This is a genomic window from Leucobacter sp. HNU, assembly GCF_047946755.1.
Lineage (GTDB): Bacteria > Actinomycetota > Actinomycetes > Actinomycetales > Microbacteriaceae > Leucobacter.
The window spans coordinates 3,222,668-3,243,739 of record NZ_CP178837.1 but is presented as its reverse complement, the minus strand read 5'-3'; the positions used below and the strand labels follow the sequence as shown (position 1 = coordinate 3,243,739).

Here is a 21,072-nt window from a genome sequence, read left to right as displayed (position 1 = left end):
GCCTTCTGCTGAGAGTGGTGTGGGGGTGAATCGAGACTACGGGGTGGTGCAGACGTTGAGGGTCGCCTGCTGCAGGGGTTGGAAGGAGCCGCCCCAGGTGATGGTCACCGGGACCAGTCCGTTGGCCGGCGTTCCCGCCTTCGCCGTCGCCTCCGGTGCCGCAGCGGCGGAGATCGTCAGGCGGGTCTTCAGCTCGTCGGAGCTCGGGTTGCCCACGGAACCGTTCGTCAGCGGGAGGCACTGGCCGTTCGGCTTCGCCGTCACGATCGTCGGCGCGTTCCTCCAGCCGACGGTCCTCTCGTCCGAACAGGGAGCGTCGCCGTAGCACTGCTTGACCCCGAACTCCGCGGCAGAGGCCGGATCGAGCGAGAGCTCCTCGGTTCCGGTATTGCTGTAGATGAGCTTGGTATCGGCTTCCTTCCCCTGCACATCGAGTTTCGGGGTGCCGTCGGGATTCTTGAGGAGGTCGTAGATGACGCCGTCGCCGGCCGCGGTCGGCGCGTTCGCGATCGTGTAGGTCACCTGCGGCGCCTGCAGCTGTCGTCCGATGAAGACCGAGCCGGATGTCCCGGAGCTCATTCCGTAGTCGCTGCGCAGGCAGGCCATGGCGCTGACGAAACTGTACTTCCGCAGTCCGTCGAAGTCGGGGCTGCTCTGTCCATCGGTGAAGCAGTTCTTGGGGCCCTGGATCGGGTTCTTGCCGATCGAATAGCTCGCCGTGACCGCCTCGGACGCCTGCGCTCCGCTCCCGGAGTAGCTGACATGCGCCGAGGTGTCGCCCGTGCTCGCGAGAGAGACGGAACCGAGCACGGGAGCCCCGATCACCGTGCCGTCCTTGCGCGTCGCTTCGCCCGCCCCGCTGCCTCCACCGATGTTGGGCACGTCGAATCGAGTGAGCGGAGTCACCGTGAACGAGATCGCGCCTGCCGCCTGGTCCGAGAAGTCCTTGGTGCCGCCGGGGCCGGAGAGCGACCCGGCGTCCTGCCCGTTCAGTTGCAGCGCGAACTGCTTCGTATCGTCGGAGCCGCTCACGGTCAGACGGACGCCACCGCGATCGGTCCTCGTGTTCTGCGGATTCTTGATCGGGGTCACCGTCACCGTCGGAGCCTTCGGCGGATCGTACGCCCACGCGGTGACCGCGGTCGACGCCTGCGAGGTTCCGACCGCGTTGACCGCCTGGCGGTGAACTGGTGCTTCTGCCCGTTGCTCAGCCCCTCCGCCACGCACTGGTAGGTCGCGGGCCCGACCGCGCTGCAGGAGCCCGAACCGCCGCCCGAGAGCGTCACGCCCGAGACCGCCGGATGGGCCTGCTGCGCGCCGAGCGTCACGGTGAAGCTCGCGCTGCTGGCCGTGTACCCGGTCTGCTGGATGGTGGGCGTGCCCGGCAGCCCCTGGGCGTCGAATTCGACCGTGCCCTCTCCGGTCCGCCCCTGCGCATCGCGCACGGTGAAGCCGACCCGGCAGGTGCCGCCGATGCCGCGCGCATTCGGCCACGACACCGAGATCCCCGAGTCGCCCACCCGCGAGAAGGAGCCGAAGGCGCAGGAGGCGCCATCCACCGAGACGAGCTTCAACCCGCCGCCCGTCTTGCCCGCGAACGGGTCGTGCTCGCCCGCGACACCGACGAGCTGCGTCTGGCAGGAGCTGCCAACGGTGCACTGGAGCGCGACCGTGCCGCCTCGCGGCAGATCGCGCGGCGCCTGTCCGACCTGCAGGGTCAGCGGGGCCCGGGATTCACCGGCACCGCTGACGGCGATGGACACCGATTCCTGGGTGCCGGGAACCGCGTCCGCCCGCGCCGTGACCCGCAGCGAGCTGCCGTTCTGCTGCACCTCGAACAGCGAGGTACCGCCCGATTCCACGAAGCTCAGCTTGCCCGTGTCGCCCTTGCGCCCGCCCTCCCAGGTGATCATGTCGGTGAGGGAGACGGTCTGGGTCGCGCCGGGGTCGATGGTGCGGGTGAGCGCCTGCGCCTGCGCCACCGGCTGCTTGGGCACGATCACGACCGGGACCGGGAGCGCGGTCCAGCGGTCCTGGCCGACCAGCCGGGCGTCGATGAGGCAGCTGTCGCTCCAGGGGGCCTCCCCGCCGGCCGAGTACCGGAGCCGGTCGCCCGAGACCGCCTGGCAACTCGCCTGCGCGCGTCCGACGGCGAAGGAACCGCGGCGCAGTTCGACCCGGTCGCCGGGCCCGACGTCGACGAGATCGGCGACGTCGACCTCGGTCTGCTGGTTCTCGTCGACGGTGATCGGCTTGAGACCGGGCTTCAGCGTCAGCGGCAGCTCGTCGAGCGGCAGGATCAGCAGCAGGCCGTAGGTCGCGACCTGCTTGCCCGAGGCGTCGGTCCCGCTGAGCTTGAACACGACGGTGTCGCCCTCCGCGCGGTACTGGCCGAGGATCCTGGAGCCCTTCACCCGGTAGTCGGCGGCCCCGCCGCCCCAGATCGAGAGCTTGAGTTTCGACACGTCGCCGGTGGCCCAGCGGGTCTTGCCGGTGAGCACGTCGACGCCCTTCGACGCGAGGTCGGCTCGGTCGCGGACGTTGAGCACGGTATCGCTCACCGCGGGCGCCTGCGCTCCGACGTGATCGGAGGTCTGCACGACGATCAGTCCGTCCGCCGTGCTCTTCGTCTTCTCCGAGCGGACCGTGTAGCGGAACGAGTCGGTGCCGAGTTCGCGGCCCGGCTCGATCGAGACCCGGCCCTGCTTCAGCTCGGACAGGTCGAGACGCGCGGCGAGTTCGCGGTACGCGGGATTCGCCTTCCCGCCGGGGAGGTTGGGGGTCACGGAGGTGAGCTCGAGCGCACCGCCCGACTGGTCGACGTCGTTGTCGAGCGGGCTCAGCGCGACCGCGTCGCCACCCGGCCCGACGCGGAGCGAATCCGTGGTCGCGACGATGCCGGCGGCGTCCTGTTCGGGCAGCACGACGACGCCGAGCTTGCCGGTGCCTCGCGCGCCCGAGGGGTCGACGACGGTGTACTTGAGCTGCTTCGTCCCGGGCTTGGTGCCCGCCGCGGCCGACACCTCGAGTCCGGTGCCCGTGTCGTTCAGGGCGGCCACGATGCCGGATCCCTCTTCCGCCTGCACGGCGGTGAGGCGCACCCGATCGCCGTCGGGATCGACGCCCGACAGCGGTACCGGGACCTGGACCGTCGCACCCGCAGCGACCCGCGCGGTGAGCGGCACGGGCTGCGGATCCCGGTTCGCACCGGTCGGCAGCACCGTGACGATGACGGCGCCGACGTCGCCGGAGGTCGGGTCGCTCGCCCCGTACGCGGTGTAGCTGAGCCGATAGGTGCCCGGTTTCTTGGGCGCGAGGTATCGCAGGACGTTGCCCGAGGCGAAGGCGAGTTCGCCCTTGGTCCCGGAACCGACGATCTCGGGCTGCAGCACCAGTCGTTCGCCCGGGGCCGCCACGTCGTTGTCGAGCACGCGGATGTCGACCACCGAGCCGGCGCGAACCGTCGCGGTGTCCGCGACCGCGATCACGCCCGAGGGCGCGTTCGCCGCGACCTGGAACACCGTCAGCTTGCCGGTCGCGGTGGTGCTGCCCTCCGCCACGGTGACGTCGACCGCGCCGATGCGGCCCGGTGCGCCGTCCGGGGTGCTGCCGGACACGTGGACCTTGGAGTGATCGATCACGGAAGCCTGGAGCTCGCCGCCGCCGGCCTTGGCGCTCTGGACCGCGAGCGCCCGCGATGCGGCCCCGGGCACCGCGTCGAGGATCTCGACCGTCGTATCGGTGAGGGGACGCACGAACGCGCGCAGCTCGGGCAGCGCGAGGGGTGGCCCGGCCGGGGTCGCCGTGACCCGGAGCTGGCCCGTGATCTCCGCTCCGGTCGCGGTGTCGCGGACCATGACGGAGACCGTCGTGCTGCCGGGCTGCGAGGCGTGGAGGTCGATGGTGCCGTTCGATGCGTGCGGAGCGACGTGCAGGTTGGGACTCGGGGAGGTCGCGTCCAACAGCGCGAAGCTGCCCGAGCCGCCGGCAACGCGCTCCAGCGGACGGACCGTCATGGGCTGCCCCACCCGCACGGTCGCCGCCGAAGCGGTGAACTCCGCGGCGGCCCCCGGTTGCACCGAGACGGTGAGGTTCTTGCGGGTCTGCTTCCCGCGGCTGTCGGAGACCGTCACGCGGAGGGTCATCTCCGCGGCCCCCGCGTTGGGATCGGTGTGCCGCAGGGCGAGCCGCCCATCGGCGGTCACCATGGCACGCAGCGGATCCTCCTTGCGCAGCGGTTCGACCCCCGTGAGGGTCATGACGTCGCCCTCGGGGTCGACCCAGCCGTCGAGCAGCGGTGCGACGAGCGTGCCCCCGGGCGCGATCGGAGGAACCCGCCACTCACGGCGGCACCCGTCGACCGGACACCAGGCCGGTGCAGTGTTCTCGGTCTCCGGCGCGACGCGGAGGGTCACCGTCGCGGGGTTCGAGGTCAGCGCGCCATCGGTCACCCGGTAGGTGAAGGTCGCGGTCCCGCTCGCCTTCGCGGCGACCCGGACCATGAGCGACTGGCCGTCGGGCAGCAGCTCGAGGGACCCGAACGGCTTCGGCAGACCGCTCGCGGTGAGGGAGTCCGGCACGATCGTCAGCACGTCCCGCTTATTGGGATCGAAGTCGTTGAGCAGGACGGGGAGCGGAGCCGACGCGCCGGCGCGGACTCCGAACGCGTCGTTCACCGCGGTCGGCGGTTGCTGGTCGGTGACGTCGGTCACGACGACCGATCCGCGATCCTGCTTCGGCGGGTCCGAGATGCTCCACTGCGAGAGCGGGATCAGCTTGCCGTCGGGCAGGGTCCAGAGCATGCCGGTGCGCATCTCGTTGAGCACCGCTCGCGAGCCGTTGCTCCGGATGATCGGCTGCAGATCACCGGATTCCCGAGCGGCATCGTCGAAGCTCAGCTGCGAGTCCCCCGCGCTCGAACTCCACAGCGTACCCGCGCGCTGCCCCAGCCAGGCCGCGTAGACGGCGCCGTCGACCGCGGTCGGCTGCGCCGGGACCCCGTTGGCCTGCAGCACGCGCTTCGCCGAACCGCCGGAAGGCACCGCGAGCAGTCCCGCGCTGTCGGCGATGAGCACCGCATCGACCGCGGCCTCCTGTCCGCTCCGCCGTTCGCCGGCCGAGACCCGCTTCCGCTGATCCGGATCCACGCTGCCCTGCAGCACACCGGCGCCCTCGAGCTTCACCGTGGTCTCGCCACCGCCCGAACGCCACAGGCGACCGCTCTCGCCATCGAAGAGTACCCAGTCGTCGCCGGACAGCGCGAGCTGCGGAGACTGGAGCTTGCTCGCCGCGTCGGGCACCGTTTCGGCGCGGCCGACGGGCGCACCTGCGGCGATGTCGAATCGGAGCACCGAGCCGTCCGCACTGGAGTATGCGCCGATCACACCGGAGGAGGTCAGGGTGATCGCCGCGGCACGGTATCCCGCGTCCGCTCCGGCTGAGGGCTTCTTCTGCCCGTCTCCGGACGGATCGACACGGACCAGCGAGGACAGCCGTCGCTCGAGGTCCGCAGCACCCGCGGTGCTCGCGACCGCGGCGCCCGAAGCGCCGGGGGTTTCGGTCTCCGAGGGCGCGAGCTCGCCCGCGTAGACGGCTCCCGCCTCGGTGCGGACCGCGACGAAGCGGCCCGCGCTCACGATGTCGCGGGTCCCCTCGGGCAGTCGCACCGATTCGGCGGAGTCCTGAGGCTGCGCCGAATCGTTCGACGCCGGCTGAGCCGATGACGGCTTCTGCTCGCCGCTCCCCGCAGCGGGCTTGGCGTCGAGATCGACGGGATTCGATGGATCCAGGCTCCAGGCCCTGCCGTTGCCGTTCGACAGCACGGCGCCGCGACCGCCGCTCTGGATGACCCCACTGGGGTCCGAGATCTTGCGGACCAGGTCGAGCTCCCCGGTATCCGTGTTCACCCGGGCGTACTGGCCCGATTCGCGGGCGACCCAGACCCCCGGTTCCTCCCGCGGGGTCTGCCTCGCATCGTATCCGCTCGCGATCACGGCCACCGTCGCCACGAGGGCGGTCACGACCCCGCCGGCGATCCACCACTGGAGCCGACGGGGCCCGCGCCGTTCGCTCGAAACCGCAGAGGTCATCCGCCACCGCCGGTCAGCGCCCACACCACGACCACGACCGCGGCGACGCCGGCGAGCGCGGCACCCGCGCCGATGAGCCCGGCGCGCAGGGGCGATGCGGGCCGGTCCAGCAGCAGGCCGTCGTCGTCGGTTCCGCGCTTCTGGGCGAGCAGCTCGGCACGCGCCTCGGCGCGGGTCGCGCGACCGATCGAGGTCACGACGGGCCCGCGGGCGCCGGTCTCGACCGATTCGGCGGGTGGCACCCAGGCGTCCGGGGTGACTTCGAGGGGCGTGACGTCGAAGCCGTACGCGCGCTGCAGCGCCTGCAGCGCCTCGCCGAATTCCGCCATCGACGCGTAGCGCCTCGTGCGGCAGCCGACGCAGCGCACGTGCGATGACCTCGTCGAAGAGCTCGTACCCCTGTGCCCCGGGAATGCCCCGGTAGACCGCCTTGGCGATCCGCTCGGACAGCTTCGCGCGCGTGTTCTGCGCGCGATCCGCGAGCTCGAACGGCGAACGGCCCGACGCGAAGGAGTACAGGGTCGCGCCCAGCGACCAGACCTCGGTCGCCACGCTGCCGCTGCTCTCGAGCTGGACGACCTCGGGTGCGGACCACGGAATCGACATCGCGAGCTCGCCCTCCGCCTGCCGGCCGCCCAGCACGTGCGCGATCCCGAAGTCGGAGAGCGCCGGCTTGCCCAGTGTCGTGAGCAGCACGTTGGAGGGCTTGATGTCGCGGTGCAGCACGCCCGAGCGGTGCGCCGTCTCGAGCGCACCGGCGATGCGCACCCCGGCGTCGAGGACGTCGACGAGCCGCGCCGGCTTGCCCTTGGTCAGCTGGCCGAGGGACCCCGGGCAGAACTCCATCGCGAGGTAGGGGTGCCCTTCGAGCGAGATGCTCGCCTGGTAGATCGACACCACGGACGGATGACTGCTGAGACGCGCCATCACGTCCGCCTCGCTCTCGAACGTGGCGCGCAGTTCGGCACCGGCGCCGTCGCCCGCGACCGAGCCGTTGAGCACCTTGATCGCGACCAGCCGTCGCGGCATGTCCTGCTCGTACAGGAAGACCTGCGCGAACCCGCCGGCGCCCAGCGGGCGCACATAGCTGAATCCTGGGATCGCGGGGGCGTTGATGGATGCGCGCGCGCTCACGCCAGCCACCGTTCGTGACCGCAGGGGGAATGCGAGACATCATCAACTCATATTAAACGGTATCGGGAGCCCGGCCGGGCCCCACGGGAATCTGTGGATAGACCGGAGGCCCCGGCAGTCGAAACTGCCGGGGCCTCCGGTTCCGATCGCACGTCCTGCGGACGCGCCTCGATCAGATGTTGTTGACGTCGAGCGGGATGCCCGGGCCGAACGTGGTCGAGACGGCACCCTTGATCAGGTACTTGCCCTTCGACGACGCCGGCTTCAGACGCACGATCTCCTCGAGCACCGAGGCGATGTTGTCGTTCAGCTGCTCGGCCGAGAACGACGCCTTGCCGACGATGAAGTGCACGTTGGCGTGCTTGTCGACGCGGAACTCGATCTTGCCGCCCTTGATGTCGGTCACGGCCTGGGCCGCGTTCGGGGTCACGGTGCCGGTCTTGGGGTTCGGCATCAGACCGCGGGGGCCGAGCACCTTGCCCAGGCGGCCGACCTTGCCCATGAGCTCCGGGGTCGAGACGGCCGAATCGAAGTCGGTGTAGCCTGCGGCCACCTTCTCGATCAGCTCGTCGCCGCCGACCTCATCGGCGCCGGCGGCGAGAGCCGCCTCAGCCGCGGGGCCGGTCGCGAACACGATGACGCGCGCCGTCTTGCCGGTGCCGTGGGGCAGGCTGACGGTGCCGCGGACCATCTGGTCCGCCTTGCGGGGATCCACACCGAGCTTGACGGCGACCTCGACGGTCGAGTCGGTCTTGGTGGAACCGGTCTCCTTCGCCAGGGCCACGGCCTCGGCGGGAGAGTAGAACTTGCCTGCTTCGATCTTCTCGGCAGCGGCGCGGTACGCCTTGGACTTCTGTGCCATTTCCGTACCCCTTAGCCTTCGACCGTGATGCCCATGGAGCGAGCGGTGCCCGCGATGATCTTCGAAGCCGCGTCGATGTCGTTCGCGTTGAGATCGGCCTGCTTCTGCTCGGCGATCTGGCGAACCTGCTCGGCGGTGACCTTCGCGACCTTGACGGTGTGCGGGGTGCCCGAACCCTTCTGGACGCCGGCGGCCTTCTTCAGGAGCTCGGCGGCCGGCGGGGTCTTCAGGACGAACGTGAACGAACGGTCCTCGTAGACGGTGATCTCGACGGGGACGATGTTGCCCCGCTGGGACTCCGTGGCCGCGTTGTAGGCCTTGCAGAATTCCATGATGTTGACGCCGTGCTGACCCAGCGCAGGACCCACGGGGGTGCCGGGTTGGCGGCGCCGGCTGCGATCTGAAGCTTGATCAGACCGGTAACCTTCTTGGCCTTTGCCATGATGTTTCCTTTCCTCGAACGCGCGCGCTGCCGCACGTGCTCTCCCGCGGCTTCCGGCCGTTCCGGATCGCGGTGCGCGGTCCGCATCGGCGGTCACCGCTTCGACGAAGCCGGATCACGCGGACGCAAACCACAACAGTGTAGCAGGGATCGGGGTCGCCGTCAGCCCGGCGATCGGAGGACTCCGACCCTTCCCGCTACAGCGAACGCCCCGCTGCTCGGGAGCAGCGGGGCGTTCGGGAAAACGGACCTCGAGGGTCAGACCATCTTGGTGACCTGATCGAAGCTGAGCTCGACCGGGGTCTCGCGCTCGAACAGGGAGACGAGCACGGTGAGCTTGCCGCTCGCCGGGTTGATCTCGCTGATCGTGCCGGGCAGTCCCTCGAAGGAGCCCGACTTGATGGTGATGGTCTCGCCGATCTCGAAGTCGATCTCGACGTTGCCCTGCGCCGCGGCGGTGGCCGCGGCCTTGCCCTTGGCGGTCGCGACCGGCTCGAGCTCGACGGTGCTCTTAAGCATCTCGAAGGCTTCCTTGAACCGCAGCGGCACCGGGTTGTGCGCGTTGCCGACGAAGCCCGTCACGCCCGGGGTGTGACGCACGACGGACCAGGAGTTCTCGTTGAGGTGCATCCGGACCAGCACGTACCCGGGGATCCGCACGCGGGTCACCATCTTGCGCTGACCGTTCTTGACCTCCATGACCTCTTCCATGGGGACCTGGATCTCGAAGATGTCGTCGACGGCGCCCATGGTCTCGCGGCGGTTCCAGAGGTTGGACTTGACCTTGCGCTCGTAGCCCGCGTAGCTGTGGACGACGTACCACTTGCCCGGCTTGACCCGCAGCTCGCGCTTGAACGCGGCGTAGGGGTCCTCGGCGTCGGCCTCGGTGTCCGCTTCGCCGTCGGCGGCGGACTCGGCGATGGCGGTGGCCGCGGCGTCGGCCTCGGCGGGCTGGTCGATCTCGAGCGCGTCCTCGACCACGGCATCCGCCTCGGGGTCGGCGGAGCGGGCCAGCGCGTCGAGGGCAGCGTCGAGGTCGGACTCGGGGGTGTTGTTCTCGGTCGTCATCTGACTTTCTTGCTCTCTCGCGAAAAACGAAATCTCTGGGATCGGAGCGCTAGTTGAGCGGAGTTCCGAAGATGAACAGGGTGGCCGCACCAGCCGCCAGGTCGAGGACCCAGACGAGCGCCATCATCACGACGACGAAGCCGATCACCACGAGGGTGTAGTTGATGAGCTCCTTGCGGGTCGGCGTGACGACCTTCTTGAGCTCGGCGATGACCTGCCGGAAGAACAGGAGGATCCGGCCGAACCAGCCGCGCTTGGCACGATCGGCCTTCGCGCGCTCGACGAGACCGCCACCGGACTCTTCGATTTCACTGCTGCTCACGGATTCCCGTCCTTTCATCGCCCCGTCGCTTTCGCGACCGCGATGCGACGAGGTGTGGCAGGGCGGACAGGACTCGAACCTGCAACCTGCGGTTTTGGAGACCGCTGCGCTACCAATTGCGCCACCGCCCTATGGAGTGCTTACCGCCGAATTTCCAACCCCTTCGGGCATAGGAAATTCTGGCAGAAGTCAACTACCGCTGATGAGTCTACGGGATCGGGGGCCGGATGTCGAACGCGCACCCCTCCGCCCGGGCGCGCCGTGCCGTGATCCCGCTCGGAGGCGCGGCGCTCCCAGCAAACGCATGCGAGCGGCGCACACCCCTCCGCCGTAGGATGGATGCGTGAGCCACATCTCCCGTCTTTCAAAGAAGATCGGCGCCATCGCCGAGTCCGCAACGCTCAAGGTCGACGCGAAGGCGAAAGCCCTCCAGGCCGCGGGCCGTCCCGTCATCAGCTACGCCGCGGGCGAACCCGATTTCGCGACGCCCGCGCACATCGTCGACGCGGCGCGCGCCGCGCTCGACGATCCGAAGAACTTCCGCTACACGGCGGCTGCGGGCCTGCCCGAGCTGCGCGAGGCGATCGCGGCGAAGACGCTGCGCGACTCGGGCCTCGAGATTCCCGCGTCGCAGATCATCGTCACCAACGGCGGCAAACAGGCGGTCTACGAGTCGTTCCAGGCGCTGCTCGATCCGGGCGACGAGGTGCTGCTCCCCGCCCCGTACTGGACCACCTACCCGGAGGCGATCCGCCTGGCCGACGGCGTGCCCGTCGAGGTGTTCGCCGGTTCCGAGCAGGGCTACAAGGTGACCGTCGAGCAGCTCGAGGCCGCCCGCACCGATCGCACCAAGGTGCTGCTCTTCGTCTCCCCCTCGAACCCCACCGGCGCCGTCTACTCGCCGGAGGAGACGAAGGCGATCGGCGAGTGGGCCGACGCCAACGGACTGTGGGTCATCTCGGACGAGATCTACCAGAACCTCACCTACGACGGCGTGCGGGCCGTCTCGATCGTCGAGGCGGTCCCCGCGCTCGCCGACCGCACCATCCTCGTCAACGGCGTCGCGAAGACCTACGCGATGACCGGCTGGCGTCTCGGCTGGATGCTCGGCCCCGCCGACGTGATCAAGGGCGCCGCGAACCTGCAGTCGCACCTCACCTCGAACATCAACAACATCGCGCAGCGCGCGGCGATCGCCGCCCTGAACGGCCCGCAGGAGCCGATCGAGGAGATGCGGCAGGCCTTCGACCGCCGTCGCAAGACGATCATCGCGGAACTCAACAGGGTCGACGGCTTCCATGCCCCGACCCCCGAGGGCGCCTTCTACGCCTACGTCGACGTCGCGGGCGCGCTCGGCCGCGAGATCGCCGGCGTCACCCCGACCACCTCGCTCGAGCTGGCCGACCTGATCCTCGATCAGGCTGAGGTCGCCGCGGTCCCCGGCGAAGCCTTCGGCCCCTCCGGCTTCCTCCGTTTCAGCTACGCGCTCGGAGACGACGCCCTGCTCGAGGGCGTGCAGCGCATCCAGAAGCTGCTCGGGACGAACTGACGCGAGCGCGATCGTGCGTTTCCTCGAAGGGCGGTCGGATCCTCGGATCCGACCGCCCTTCGGCGTCCCGATCGCCGCGCACGGCCTCCGTTCCCGGCGGGGCCATCTGCTCTCGCTGCTGTTCGTGCTCCTCCTGCTGATCGCAGCGCTCGCCGTGCACGAGACGCTCGCCAGGGTCGCTCCGGCGGCCGGGGCGACCGGCACCACGACCCGCGGAGCGACGGTGCGGATCGCCGCGCCCCTGCCCGGTCCCGGTCCCGCAGCACCCGTCGCGGACACCTGGCGCGCGCCCGGCGACCTGCCCGAGCAGGGAGCGGTCGTTCCGCTGAGCGGGGCGCTCCGGATCCCGTCGACCGCCGGCTTCGCCGCGCGCTCCGCATCGCTCTACCTGCCGCCTGCCGCGCTGACGCCGGATCCCCCGCCCCTGCCCCTCATCGTCTTCATGATGGGGCAACCCGGGTCGCCGGATCCCGGCCCCATCAGCGAGGCGATGGACCGCCTCGCCTCGGAGCATCACGGCCTCGCGCCGATTGTCATCGTCGCCGACCAGCTCGGAGCGCCCGACAACAACCCCGCCTGCGTCGATTCGGCGGCGTTCGGCGGGGTCGAGGAGTACTTCACCACCGACATCCCGCACTGGGCGCGCACGCACCTGCGCATCGCCAAGGATCCGTCCGCCTGGACGATCGCCGGCTTCTCGAACGGCGGCGGCTGCGCGCTCGCGTGGGGCATCGCCCACCCCGATGTCTGGGGCAACGTGGTGAGCCTGTCCGGCGAGTCCTTCCAGGGAACCGAGTTCCCGGACGAGGTGCTCCAGCAGGTGTTCGGCGGCGACGAGGCCGCCTACGAGGCGGCCAAGCCCGCGACGACGGCCGCGCGGAACGCGGGCCGCTTCGCCGGGCACGTCGCCGTGTTCACCGCGGGCGACCAGGATCCGGTGTTCACCGAGCAGACGAAGCGGTCCGCGCAGATCGCGCACGACGCGGGATTCGAGACCTCGTGGTTCGCGATCCCCGGCGCCGACCACACCAGTGCGCTGGTGCCCGGGCTGCTGCGCGCGTTCCCCGAGCTGTATCCGCGCCTCGGCCTCGCGCCGCAGGGCTGAGCCGCGCAGTCCGGGTCGCGGCGACGGCTTCAGTGCGCGCGGAGCACCTGGTCGAGCACCTGCTCCATCGACTGGTCCTGCCGGAACAGCAGCCAGTCGAGGCAGGCTCCCGCGAGCGCGCCGAAGAAGGCCGCGCCCGCGATCTCGGTCACCTCGTCCGCCGTGGGATCCCCCGCGGCGGCGCGCGCGTCGCGCAGCACGTCGCGGAACCGCACCACGACGGATGAGCGGGCCAGATCCATGGCGGAGGCCCACGGCCGGTCCGTGCGGAACACCTCCGAGGCCATGAGCTTCGCGAGGTCCAGGTTGCCGCGCAGCGTCTCGAGGGTGGCGCCCGCCACCGCACGCGGGGCATCTGCCGGGGCGACCCCCTCGCGCGCCGCGTCGACGGCCTCGGCCAGGTGCTCGAATCCGCCCTGGATCACGGCCTCGAAGATCGCGTCCTTCGACGCGAAGTTGTAGTACAGGCTGCCCTTGGCGACTCCGGCGGCCTCGGCGATCTGATCCATCGAGGCACCGCTGATGCCGTGCTCGGCCGCCACGCGCACCGCCGCGTCGCGGATGAGCTGCTTCGTGTTCACGCGTGCCATGCGTCCATCTTCCCCTACCGCGGGTGCCGCAGCGCTCCGGCGGGGATCCGCACGATCCCGGATCCGATTCCCGTGGAATCTGCGATCCCGTGCGGATCTCCGCGCGAGGGCCGCAACCCCGGGTCGCTAGATCGCGAGCTCCGGATGCAGTCGCTTGATCGTCCACACCTTCTGCCGGCGTGCCGCGATCGCACTGATCGCGAGCGAACCGACGAGCACCGCGAGCATCACCAGGAGCGAGCCCCAGAACCGGCCGTCGATGCCGCCGCCGATGAGTTGGCGCAGCCCGTCGACCACGTAGGACGCCGGCATGAACGGGTGCAGCACCTGGAAGAATCCGGGCGTCGTCTCGACCGGGTAGGTGCCGCCCGACGACGAGAGCATCAGCATGAGCAGCACGAGGCTGACCACGCGTCCCGTCGCCGTGCCGAGCACCGCGATGAACATCTGCTGCAGCGCGAGGAACGCGAACGTCGTCAGCAGCATGAACAGGCTCATGCCGACCCAGTGCACCGGTCGCAGGCCGATCCCGAACACCAGCACCGACATCATGATGATCACCTGACCGATGCCGATCAGCGCCGCGGGGCCGAAGCCCGTGAGCACCGAGCGCAGACCCGAGACGTTCGACGCGAGCGGGCGGCGCGGCATCGGACGCAGGATCAGCCAGGTGATGAGCGCGCCGACGAAGGACGCCAGGGCGATGAAGAACGGGGCGAAGCCGCCGCCGAAGCCCTGCACGCCGTTCTCGGTCGTCTCGTCGAGCTTGACCGGTGCGGCCATGGTCTCGGAGATCTTCGCGGTCTGGCCCTCGGCGAAGGTCGGCGCCTCGGCGGCACCGTCCTTGAGCTTCGACGCGAAGGTGCCCGCGCCGTCGTCGACCTTCGTCGCGCCCTTCGCGAGGTCCTTCGACTTCGAGCTGGCCTCCTGCGCACCGTCGTTCAGCTTGGTCGCGCCGGCGGCCAGCTCGGGCGTCTTCGAGGCGAGTGCGCCCGCGCCGTCCGCGAGCTGCTGGGTGCCGGCGGCGAGCTGCCCCGCGCCGGATGCGAGCTCGGGGCTCTTCGCCGCGACCTGCTGCGCGCCGGCCGCGAGTTCGCCCGACTTCTGGGCGAGGGTCCCCGCCCCGGCCTGGAGCTGCTGCAATCCGGCCTCGAGCTGCTGGGCACCGGCCTGCGCCTGAGCCGCCTTTGCGGGGAGGACCGAGGCGCCGGTGTTCAGTTCGGTGAGTCCGACGGTGAGCCGCTGGGCGCCGGTCGAAGCTCCTCGAGCTTCGTCGCGAGGTCCTCCGATCCACCGACGAGCGCATTCAACGACCCGCCCTCGTTCACGAGCATCTGATCCAGTTGGCCCAGCGTCAGATTGGGGCTTTTCTGAGCGAGTGCGGCGATCCGCGCCAACGATCCCGAGACGGTCTTGGCACCGGCCTGCAACTGCGGCAGACCTTCCGAGAGCTCCTTCGAGCCAGCCAGAGCGTCGTTCGCGCCCTTCGCCAGCACGGGCGCCTTCCCGGCGAGCTCGTCCATGCCCGCGCGCAGCTGGGTCGCGCCCGCTGCGGCGGCCGGGAGCTTGTCGCTCAGCGTCTTCGCGCCCGCGGACAGCTGCGTCGCGCCGTCCGACACCTTGCCCGTGCCCTCGGCGAGCGCCTGGCTGCCCGCGGCGAGCTTCGCACTGCCGTCGCGCGCGGCGCCGGCGCCGTTCGCGAGCTGCTGCGTGCCGTCGACGAGCGCCGGGGCTCCCGCAGCGATCTCGGCCGTGCCGTCGGCGAGCGTGCCGAGCCCGACGCTGAGCTTGCCGCTGCCCGCCGCGAGTGCGGACGTGCCCTGCTCGAGGGTGCCCGCGGCATCGGCGGCGGTGCGGGTACCGTCGCTCAGCTTCTCGACGCCCACGAGCACCTGCTCGGCGGCGGTCTGCGTCGCGGTCTCCGCGACCGCGCCGCGCAGCTGGACCATCGCCTGCTTGCCCAGGGTCGAGGCGAGGAAGGAGTTGTTGTCGTTGTACACGACCTGGATCTCCCCGGCCTTCGGATCGTCCTGCAGCCCGGCGAGGGTGCTCGAGAAGTCCTTCGGGATCGTGACCGAGAAGTACACGTCTCCGTCCGACACCGCGGTCTTCGCCGAGTCGGCGTCGAGCGCCTTCCAGTCGAGGTCCTTGCGGTCCTGCAGCTGCTCGACGACGTCGTGGCCGGCGGAGAGCTTCGAACCGTCGGGCTTCTCGGCGGACTCGTCGAGGTTGACGATCGCAACGGGGAGCTTGTCGAGGTTGTCGGTGGGAGCCCAGAACGCCCAGAGGTACAGGGCGCCGTAGATGAGCGGGATGACGAGGAGCACCACGAGCGCGATCTTCGGCAGGGTGCCCTGCTTGAAGCGCTTCAGCTCGGTGCTGCGGGTGAGGAGTGACATTGCGGTTCTTTCGACTATCGGTGACGTTCGTCGGTGCTGTGGCGCGGCCGGGGCGAGGGGATCAGAGCTCGACGACGGTCGGCTCGTGGGCGGCGAAGAGCTCGACGTCGCCCGGGTCGCTGGTGGCGAGCACCACGCGGATCCCCTGCGCCGCGAGCGCGCCCAGGCGCTCGGCGACGATGGCGCGCTCCGCGGGATCCCGCACGGCGTCGAAGTCGTCGACGACGAGGAGCTCGGGCCCTTCGATGAGGGCGAGCGCGACGCGCACGAGCATCTCCTCGGCGGCGCCCAGCTCACGCACGAGCGTGCCGGGGTCCGGCTGCTCGAACTCGCCGAAGGCGGTGGCCAGCAGTTCGGACGACAGCTCCGGGGTGACGCGGGGCGTGCGTCGATACCAGGGCATGGCCCAGGCGAGCCGCTCACGCAGGGTCGCGCCGAGCGTCACGGCCTGCTCGAGCGCGTCCACGGCCTCGAAGCCGACGACGCCGGTGCGGCTGCGGATCTCGCTGAGCCGGCTCTCGCCGAGCGTGGTGAGCTCGCCCCCGCTCAGCCGCATACGGCCGGAGATGCTGAGCAGCAGGGAGGTGCGCCCCGTGCCGCGCGAGCCGAGCACGACCGAGACCGGGCTCGCGCTCGTGACGCTGAGCGGGCCGAAGACGGTGCCGCGGTCGGCGGTCACGGTCGCACCGCGCAGTTCGAAGGCGGGGTGCGCGGTGCCTGCGGGACCGGTCGCGGGAGCGGGTACGGGGTTCCCGGTCGGCCGATCGAGTTCCAGGATCTGGGTCGGATCCGATGCGTTCACGGAGGTTCCTCTGGTTCGATGCGTTCCTAAACTGACTAGTCAGTCTAAAACGATGAACCTGAGAGCGCAAACAGGCGGCCGAGTGATCCCCCGACGGGGCGGCCATGTGCTCCCCTCACGCACTCAGCCGGACTCGAGCGCTCAGCCGGACGAATCGCTGGGATCCGTCCGGCTGAGCGCTCGAGTCCGGCTGAGTGGCGGCCGCCGACCCGCCCGGGCCGGGAGAGCCGATGCGCCGCGACGCGGCTACACGGCGTCGCCCGCCGTGATCGCCTGCGCCTCTCCCGCCGCGCTCTCGTGCGGCGTCGCACCGACACGGTGCAGCAGGTGCCCGACGCTCGCGAGCACGATGATCGAGACCACGAGCGACGCCGCGCCGATCCAGTAGGGGGCCGCGGCACCGAGACCCGCTGCGATGGGGCCGGCGACGGCGGGCGCGATCGCGCCGCCGATGAAGCGCACGGCCGAGTAGGTGGAGGAGGCCACGTTTCGCGGCAGATCCGTCGCCTCCATGACCGCTTCGGTGAGGGCGGTGTTCATGATGCCGAGCAGCAGGCCGCTGACGACGATCACCACGACCAGGCCCGTGAAGCTGCCGACGAAGACGCCCAGCAGCGCCAGGCAGACGGTGAGCCCGCCGAGCATCGTGAAGAGCACCGGGCGCAGACCGAAGCGGCGGGTCAGCACCGGCGCGACGAGCACCGAGGTGACCGCGAGCGCGAGACCCCAGCCGAAGAACACGAGGCCGAGCTCGTGCGCACCGAACGCCGTCATGCCGGCCGCCTTCGCCGCGGCCTCCATCGGATACGGGCTGTAGGCCAGCAGCACGAAGAAGCCGAAGTTGTAGAAGAAGGCCACTGCGGCGAGCGCGAGCAGCGCCGGATTGCGGAGCGCCCGGAAGCTGGCCGTGAACGAGGGTCGGGACGCGCGGGCGGCAGCGCGCTCGGCCGCGCTCTGCTTCGGCGCGCGCAGCAGCACGAGGATCGCGACGAGTGCGATCGCCATGAGCGCCGAGGTCCCGAAGAAGGGGCCGCGCCACGAGATCGACCCGAGAGCGCCCCCGACGAGCGGGCCGACCGCCATGCCGACCCCCAGCGCGGCCTCGTAGAGCACGATCGCCTGCCGGGAGCCGCCCGATGCCGCGCCGACGATGGCGGCGAGGGCGGTCGAGATGAAGAGCGCGTTGCCGAGGCCCCAGCCGGCCCGGAACCCGATGATCTCGTCCACGGTGCCGGAGAGGCCGGCGAACGCCGCGAACGCGACGATGAGGATCAGCCCGAGCACCAGGGTCCAGCGCACGCCGAGCAGGCCCGAGACCCAACTGGTGAAGAACATGGCGATGCCGGTGATGAAGAGGTAGCTCGTGAAGAGCAGCATCGTCTGCCCCGAGCTCGCACCGAGTTCGTGGCTGATCGCGGGGAGGATCGGATCGACGAGCCCGATCCCCATGAAGGAGATGGCGCAGGCGAAGGCGATCGCCCAGACCGCGGTGGGCTGCCGCAGGATCGAGGCCTTGCGCGGTGTCGCGGTGCGAGCTGCGGGCCGGGCGCCGCCCGGGCTCGGCACCGGCACGGATCCGGTGGACGGCTGGGGATCGGTGAGCGTACTCGTGATGACTCCTTCGGGATCGATGGGGGTGGTTCGCCGGGCTAGGCGCGGTCGACGCCGTCGGCGAGCTGCTGGAGCAGCTCTGCCGCGCGTGAGAGCGTCGCCCGGTCGAAGTCGGTGAGGTCGGCGAGCAGCGGACGGAACCGTTCCGCGGCCGCGCGCCGATATTGGGAGAGCGCTGCGGCGCCCGCGGCGGTGATCTCGATGCGGGTGGCCCGGCCGTCGTGCGGATCGGGACCGCGATCGACCCAGCCCTCGGACTCGAGTCGCTGCACGAGCGCCGTCATGGAGGGCTGCGCGATCCGCTCGCGCTGGGCGAGTTCGCTGATCCGCGCGGGGCCGAGCAGCTCGAGCTCGGCGAGGACCCGCCACGCGACGGTCGAGTAGGAGCTGCCGGGGACCCGCCCGGCGAGCCGGGTGAATCGCGAGGTCGCCCGAGTCAATTCAAGAGCCAGGCGATCCATTCGGACCCCACTCTCCGATACGTTCTCTTCCACAGCAAGCAACCGTAGCACTTTTTACATAGTTGCGCTATGTAGTTGCGCGATCGAGCACCCCTGGGCAGAACTCGTCGTTGACAAGCTTGCTTGTTTTTTGCAAGCTAGTCGTATCGGGCAGGCCCGAGTCATCGAACGCACAAGGGAGTCATCGTGATCTTCGTCAACCTCACCACCAAGGACCTCGAACGCAGCAAGGCGTTCTACACGGCGCTCGGCGCCGGCATCAACCCGCTCTTCACCGACGAGAACGCCGCCTGCATCGTCTGGGACGAGAACACCTACTTCATGATGCTGACGCACCAGCACTTCTCGCAGTTCACCGAGAAGCCGATCGCGGATCCCGAGACGAGCGCGCAGGTGTCGGTCGCCTTCACCCGCGACTCCCGCGAGGCCGTCGACGCCGTCGTCGAAGCCGGCATCGCCGCCGGTGGGTCCGAGGCCGGCGAGGCCAAGGACTACGGCTTCATGTACCAGCGCGGCCTGCACGACCCGGACGGCAACATCATCGATTTCAACTGGATGGCGCAGGCCGCCGCCGAGCAGGGCCCCGAGGCCTACGTCGCCGAGCACGGCGCAGGCCCGGATCCGGTCCCCGGGTCCTGAGATGGCCGCGCGCAGTTACGGCCAGTACTGCGGCGTCACCTCCGCCGTCGAGCTGGTCGGGGAGCGATGGGCGCTGCTCATCCTCCGCGACCTGCTCGTCGGACCCCGCCGATACACCGATCTGAAGCAGGGGCTCCCCCGCATCCCGACCAACATCCTCAGCACTCGCCTCAAGGAGCTGCAGGAGGGCGGAGTGGTGCGGCGGGTCCCGCTCGCCAGGTGCGGCCTCGTCTACGAGCTCACCGACTACGGGCGCGCGCTCGAGCCGATCATGCTCGCGCTGGGACGCTGGGGTTTCCAGGCGATGGGAGAGCCGGAAGCGGACGACATCGTCACGCCCGACTCGCTCAGCATGGCGCTGCGCACGTCGTTCCGCCCCGAGCATGCGGCCGACGCGGACTACGAGCTCCACGTCGGCGAGGTCGCCCTCCGCGCGACGGTCCGCGACCGCGCGCTCACCGTCGCCAGGATCGCACCGGATCCGACGGTCGCGGGCAACCGCGTCCCCGACGGAGACCCCGACGGCGTGATCGTCGCCGGACCCGGCATCCGTCGCCTCATCGGCGGCGAGGTCACGGCCGCCGAAGCGATCGAGCAGGATCTCGTCGCCGTGGTGCGGGGCGACGCCTCCGTGCTCGGCGGCTTCGCCGAAACCTTCCGCATCGATCGGATCACCCCCGCACACGCCCGGGACCTCCCCGAGCACGCGCTCACCTGAACGGAGTCCACCATGCACGAGCAGGATCGGGCCGGTCGCATCGTGATCGACCTCTTCACCACCCTCGACGGAGTCGCCCAGGCGCCGGGAGGCCCCGACGAGGACCCGAGCGGCGGCTTCCGCTTCGGCGGCTGGCAGGCGCCGTTCGACGACGACATGGCCGGTCGCACGATCCTGGACGGCATCCGGAGCATGGACGCGCTGCTCCTGGGCCGCCGCACCGCGGATCTCTTCGCCGCCTACTGGCCGCTGCACGACGAGACGGAGATCGGGCGGATCCTCAACGCCCGCCCGAAATACGTCGCCTCGCGGAACCCGGTGACGCGGCTCGATTGGGCCGGCAGCACCCGGATCGGGGAGGACCTCGCGAGCGAGGTCGCGGTGCTGCGCGCCCGCCACCGCGAGACGCATGTGATCGGCAGCATCGATCTCGCCCAGACGCTGTTCGCCGAGCGACTCTTCGATGAACTGCGGCTGTGGGTCTATCCCGTGGTGCTCGGCGAGGGGCGTCGCGTGTTCCCCGATGGCGCCGCACCGCGCAATCTCCGGCTCCTGGAGCCCCCGGTTGCCGGGAACGCCGGAACCGTGCTGCTGCGCTACGCGCCGCTTCCCGGGGAGCCCGCGACCGGGATCATGGGCCCTTCCGACTCGTCCGAGTAGCCGGATCGTCCGACACAGTTCGGGTCCGGCACGAGTTCTCCACAGATTGCGTTCGGCGACCGCAAGACGCACTGAACGCGCCTAGCCTGGCTGGTATCCACCAGTCCGGCAGACCGAGGAGGCAGTTTGGAGCTCAGCTCGCTCGTCACCGTCCTCGTCGGCTTCGTGACGCTCGGCGCCACCCTCGGCGGCATGATCCTGACGACCAGCCGCCGCTCGGAGGGTCGCCTCACCCATCGCATCGACGGCCTGGAACACCGCATCGACGCCGTCGGAACCACCCTCGGTCACGTCGATGCCCGACTCACCGTTCAGATCCGAGAGATCGAGACCGCTCTCACCCACCGAATCGACGCGGTCGAAACGAAGCTCACCAAGCGGATCGACCAGGTCGAGAGTCAACTCGGCAAACGAATCGACCAGGTCGAATCCCAACTCGGCAAGCGAATCGACGCGGTCGACGCGAAACTCACCAAGCGAATCGACCGAGCGGAGCATCGCTTCGGGGCGCGCTTCGACCGGGTCGACGATCGACTATTCGCCCTGGCGGCCCACACGGGCCCGCTCGATTTCTCCCACCCGGAGCGGTTGGGACCGGAACCGCGATCCGCATAGGCGGGG

17 protein-coding genes, 1 tRNA gene and 1 pseudogene are annotated in these 21,072 nt (G+C 70.3%); 5 read left to right on the top strand and 14 right to left on the bottom strand.

The genetic code is table 11. The features are described 5' to 3' along the window. Nucleotides 1-36 precede the first annotated feature (36 nt). From AB3K78_RS15875 to AB3K78_RS15845, 7 genes and pseudogenes are all read right to left on the bottom strand, one after another. Entirely contained in the window at nucleotides 37-1,098 is a 1,062-nt protein-coding gene (locus tag AB3K78_RS15875; protein WP_416444862.1) for a hypothetical protein, read from the bottom strand. Then, entirely contained in the window at nucleotides 1,095-7,223 is a 6,129-nt protein-coding gene (locus AB3K78_RS15870) for an Ig-like domain-containing protein (protein ID WP_416444860.1), read from the bottom strand. The genes AB3K78_RS15875 and AB3K78_RS15870 overlap by 4 nt, the downstream gene beginning before the upstream one ends. Nucleotides 7,224-7,395: 172 nt before the next feature. Beyond that, complete coding sequence (rplA, locus tag AB3K78_RS15865) at nucleotides 7,396-8,085, bottom strand: 50S ribosomal protein L1 (protein WP_046455295.1); 690 nt, start codon at nucleotides 8,083-8,085, stop codon at nucleotides 7,396-7,398. 11 nt (nucleotides 8,086-8,096) lie between these two features. Next, nucleotides 8,097-8,527, bottom strand: a pseudogene (gene rplK, locus AB3K78_RS15860) (50S ribosomal protein L11). Nucleotides 8,528-8,785: 258 nt separating this feature from the next. Then, a complete protein-coding gene (gene nusG / locus AB3K78_RS15855; RefSeq protein WP_416444858.1) occupies nucleotides 8,786-9,595 on the bottom strand; it encodes a transcription termination/antitermination protein NusG in 810 nt (269 codons plus the stop codon). 49 nt (nucleotides 9,596-9,644) lie between these two features. Next, nucleotides 9,645-9,917 (bottom strand): preprotein translocase subunit SecE, encoded by a 273-nt coding sequence (secE, locus tag AB3K78_RS15850; RefSeq protein ID WP_416444856.1) that lies wholly within the window; start codon nucleotides 9,915-9,917, stop codon nucleotides 9,645-9,647. Between the two features lie 55 nt (nucleotides 9,918-9,972). Next, nucleotides 9,973-10,048 (bottom strand) — tRNA-Trp (locus tag AB3K78_RS15845). A gap of 212 nt (nucleotides 10,049-10,260) precedes the next feature. On the opposite strand from AB3K78_RS15845, the gene AB3K78_RS15840 reads away from it, so the two are divergent. Beyond that, complete coding sequence (locus AB3K78_RS15840) at nucleotides 10,261-11,466, top strand: pyridoxal phosphate-dependent aminotransferase (RefSeq protein WP_416444854.1); 1,206 nt, start codon at nucleotides 10,261-10,263, stop codon at nucleotides 11,464-11,466. 13 nt (nucleotides 11,467-11,479) lie between these two features. Beyond that, on the top strand, nucleotides 11,480-12,571 hold the full coding sequence (locus tag AB3K78_RS15835) for an alpha/beta hydrolase (RefSeq protein WP_416444852.1): 1,092 nt from the start codon (nucleotides 11,480-11,482) through the stop codon (nucleotides 12,569-12,571). Between the two features lie 29 nt (nucleotides 12,572-12,600). Here AB3K78_RS15835 and AB3K78_RS15830 read toward each other — a convergent pair whose 3' ends face one another. The 6 genes from AB3K78_RS15830 to AB3K78_RS15805 form a co-directional block, all read right to left on the bottom strand. Beyond that, on the bottom strand, nucleotides 12,601-13,161 hold the full coding sequence (locus AB3K78_RS15830) for a TetR/AcrR family transcriptional regulator (RefSeq protein ID WP_416444850.1): 561 nt from the start codon (nucleotides 13,159-13,161) through the stop codon (nucleotides 12,601-12,603). Nucleotides 13,162-13,287: 126 nt separating this feature from the next. Further along, nucleotides 13,288-14,304, bottom strand: a complete 1,017-nt coding sequence (locus AB3K78_RS15825; protein ID WP_416444848.1) for a YhgE/Pip family protein — start codon at nucleotides 14,302-14,304, stop codon at nucleotides 13,288-13,290. 71 nt (nucleotides 14,305-14,375) lie between these two features. Then, the gene (locus AB3K78_RS15820; RefSeq protein ID WP_416444846.1) at nucleotides 14,376-15,560 is read right to left on the bottom strand and encodes a YhgE/Pip family protein; all 1,185 of its coding nucleotides are present in this window, start codon (nucleotides 15,558-15,560) and stop codon (nucleotides 14,376-14,378) included. Between the two features lie 61 nt (nucleotides 15,561-15,621). Further along, nucleotides 15,622-16,362 carry an ABC transporter ATP-binding protein gene (locus AB3K78_RS15815; RefSeq protein WP_416444844.1) on the bottom strand — a complete coding sequence of 247 codons (741 nt, stop codon included), beginning with the start codon at nucleotides 16,360-16,362 and terminating at the stop codon, nucleotides 15,622-15,624. A 246-nt stretch (nucleotides 16,363-16,608) separates the two neighbouring features. Further along, complete coding sequence (locus tag AB3K78_RS15810) at nucleotides 16,609-17,934, bottom strand: MFS transporter (protein WP_416444842.1); 1,326 nt, start codon at nucleotides 17,932-17,934, stop codon at nucleotides 16,609-16,611. Nucleotides 17,935-18,011: 77 nt separating this feature from the next. Continuing rightward, nucleotides 18,012-18,434, bottom strand: coding sequence for a MarR family winged helix-turn-helix transcriptional regulator (locus AB3K78_RS15805; RefSeq protein ID WP_416444840.1), 423 nt, complete (start codon nucleotides 18,432-18,434; stop codon nucleotides 18,012-18,014). A 186-nt stretch (nucleotides 18,435-18,620) separates the two neighbouring features. On the opposite strand from AB3K78_RS15805, the gene AB3K78_RS15800 reads away from it, so the two are divergent. Genes AB3K78_RS15800 through AB3K78_RS15790 form a run of 3 tightly spaced genes read left to right on the top strand, consistent with a single transcriptional unit; the run spans nucleotide 18,621 to nucleotide 20,451 of the window. After that, nucleotides 18,621-19,073 carry a VOC family protein gene (locus AB3K78_RS15800; protein ID WP_416444838.1) on the top strand — a complete coding sequence of 151 codons (453 nt, stop codon included), beginning with the start codon at nucleotides 18,621-18,623 and terminating at the stop codon, nucleotides 19,071-19,073. A 1-nt stretch (nucleotide 19,074) separates the two neighbouring features. Further along, a complete protein-coding gene (locus AB3K78_RS15795; RefSeq protein WP_416444836.1) occupies nucleotides 19,075-19,791 on the top strand; it encodes a winged helix-turn-helix transcriptional regulator in 717 nt (238 codons plus the stop codon). 12 nt (nucleotides 19,792-19,803) lie between these two features. Next, nucleotides 19,804-20,451: a dihydrofolate reductase family protein gene (locus AB3K78_RS15790; RefSeq protein WP_416444834.1), complete on the top strand. Its 648-nt coding sequence runs from the start codon at nucleotides 19,804-19,806 to the stop codon at nucleotides 20,449-20,451. Nucleotides 20,452-20,532: 81 nt separating this feature from the next. Here the strand turns inward: AB3K78_RS15790 and AB3K78_RS15785 are convergent, their stop codons facing one another. Then, nucleotides 20,533-20,949: a hypothetical protein gene (locus AB3K78_RS15785; protein ID WP_416444832.1), complete on the bottom strand. Its 417-nt coding sequence runs from the start codon at nucleotides 20,947-20,949 to the stop codon at nucleotides 20,533-20,535. Between the last annotated feature and the right edge of the window lie 123 nt (nucleotides 20,950-21,072).

Coding starts and splice junctions, on each gene's coding strand:
- rplA (WP_046455295.1), bottom strand. CDS start 8,085: ATGGCACAGAAGTCCAAGGCGTACCGCGCCGCTGCCGAGAAGATCGAA.
- nusG (WP_416444858.1), bottom strand. CDS start 9,595: ATGACGACCGAGAACAACACCCCCGAGTCCGACCTCGACGCTGCCCTC.
- AB3K78_RS15830 (WP_416444850.1), bottom strand. CDS start 13,161: ATGGCACGCGTGAACACGAAGCAGCTCATCCGCGACGCGGCGGTGCGC.
- AB3K78_RS15820 (WP_416444846.1), bottom strand. CDS start 15,560: ATGTCACTCCTCACCCGCAGCACCGAGCTGAAGCGCTTCAAGCAGGGC.
- AB3K78_RS15805 (WP_416444840.1), bottom strand. CDS start 18,434: ATGGATCGCCTGGCTCTTGAATTGACTCGGGCGACCTCGCGATTCACC.
- AB3K78_RS15795 (WP_416444836.1), top strand. CDS start 19,075: ATGGCCGCGCGCAGTTACGGCCAGTACTGCGGCGTCACCTCCGCCGTC.
- AB3K78_RS15790 (WP_416444834.1), top strand. CDS start 19,804: ATGCACGAGCAGGATCGGGCCGGTCGCATCGTGATCGACCTCTTCACC.
- AB3K78_RS15785 (WP_416444832.1), bottom strand. CDS start 20,949: ATGCTCCGCTCGGTCGATTCGCTTGGTGAGTTTCGCGTCGACCGCGTC.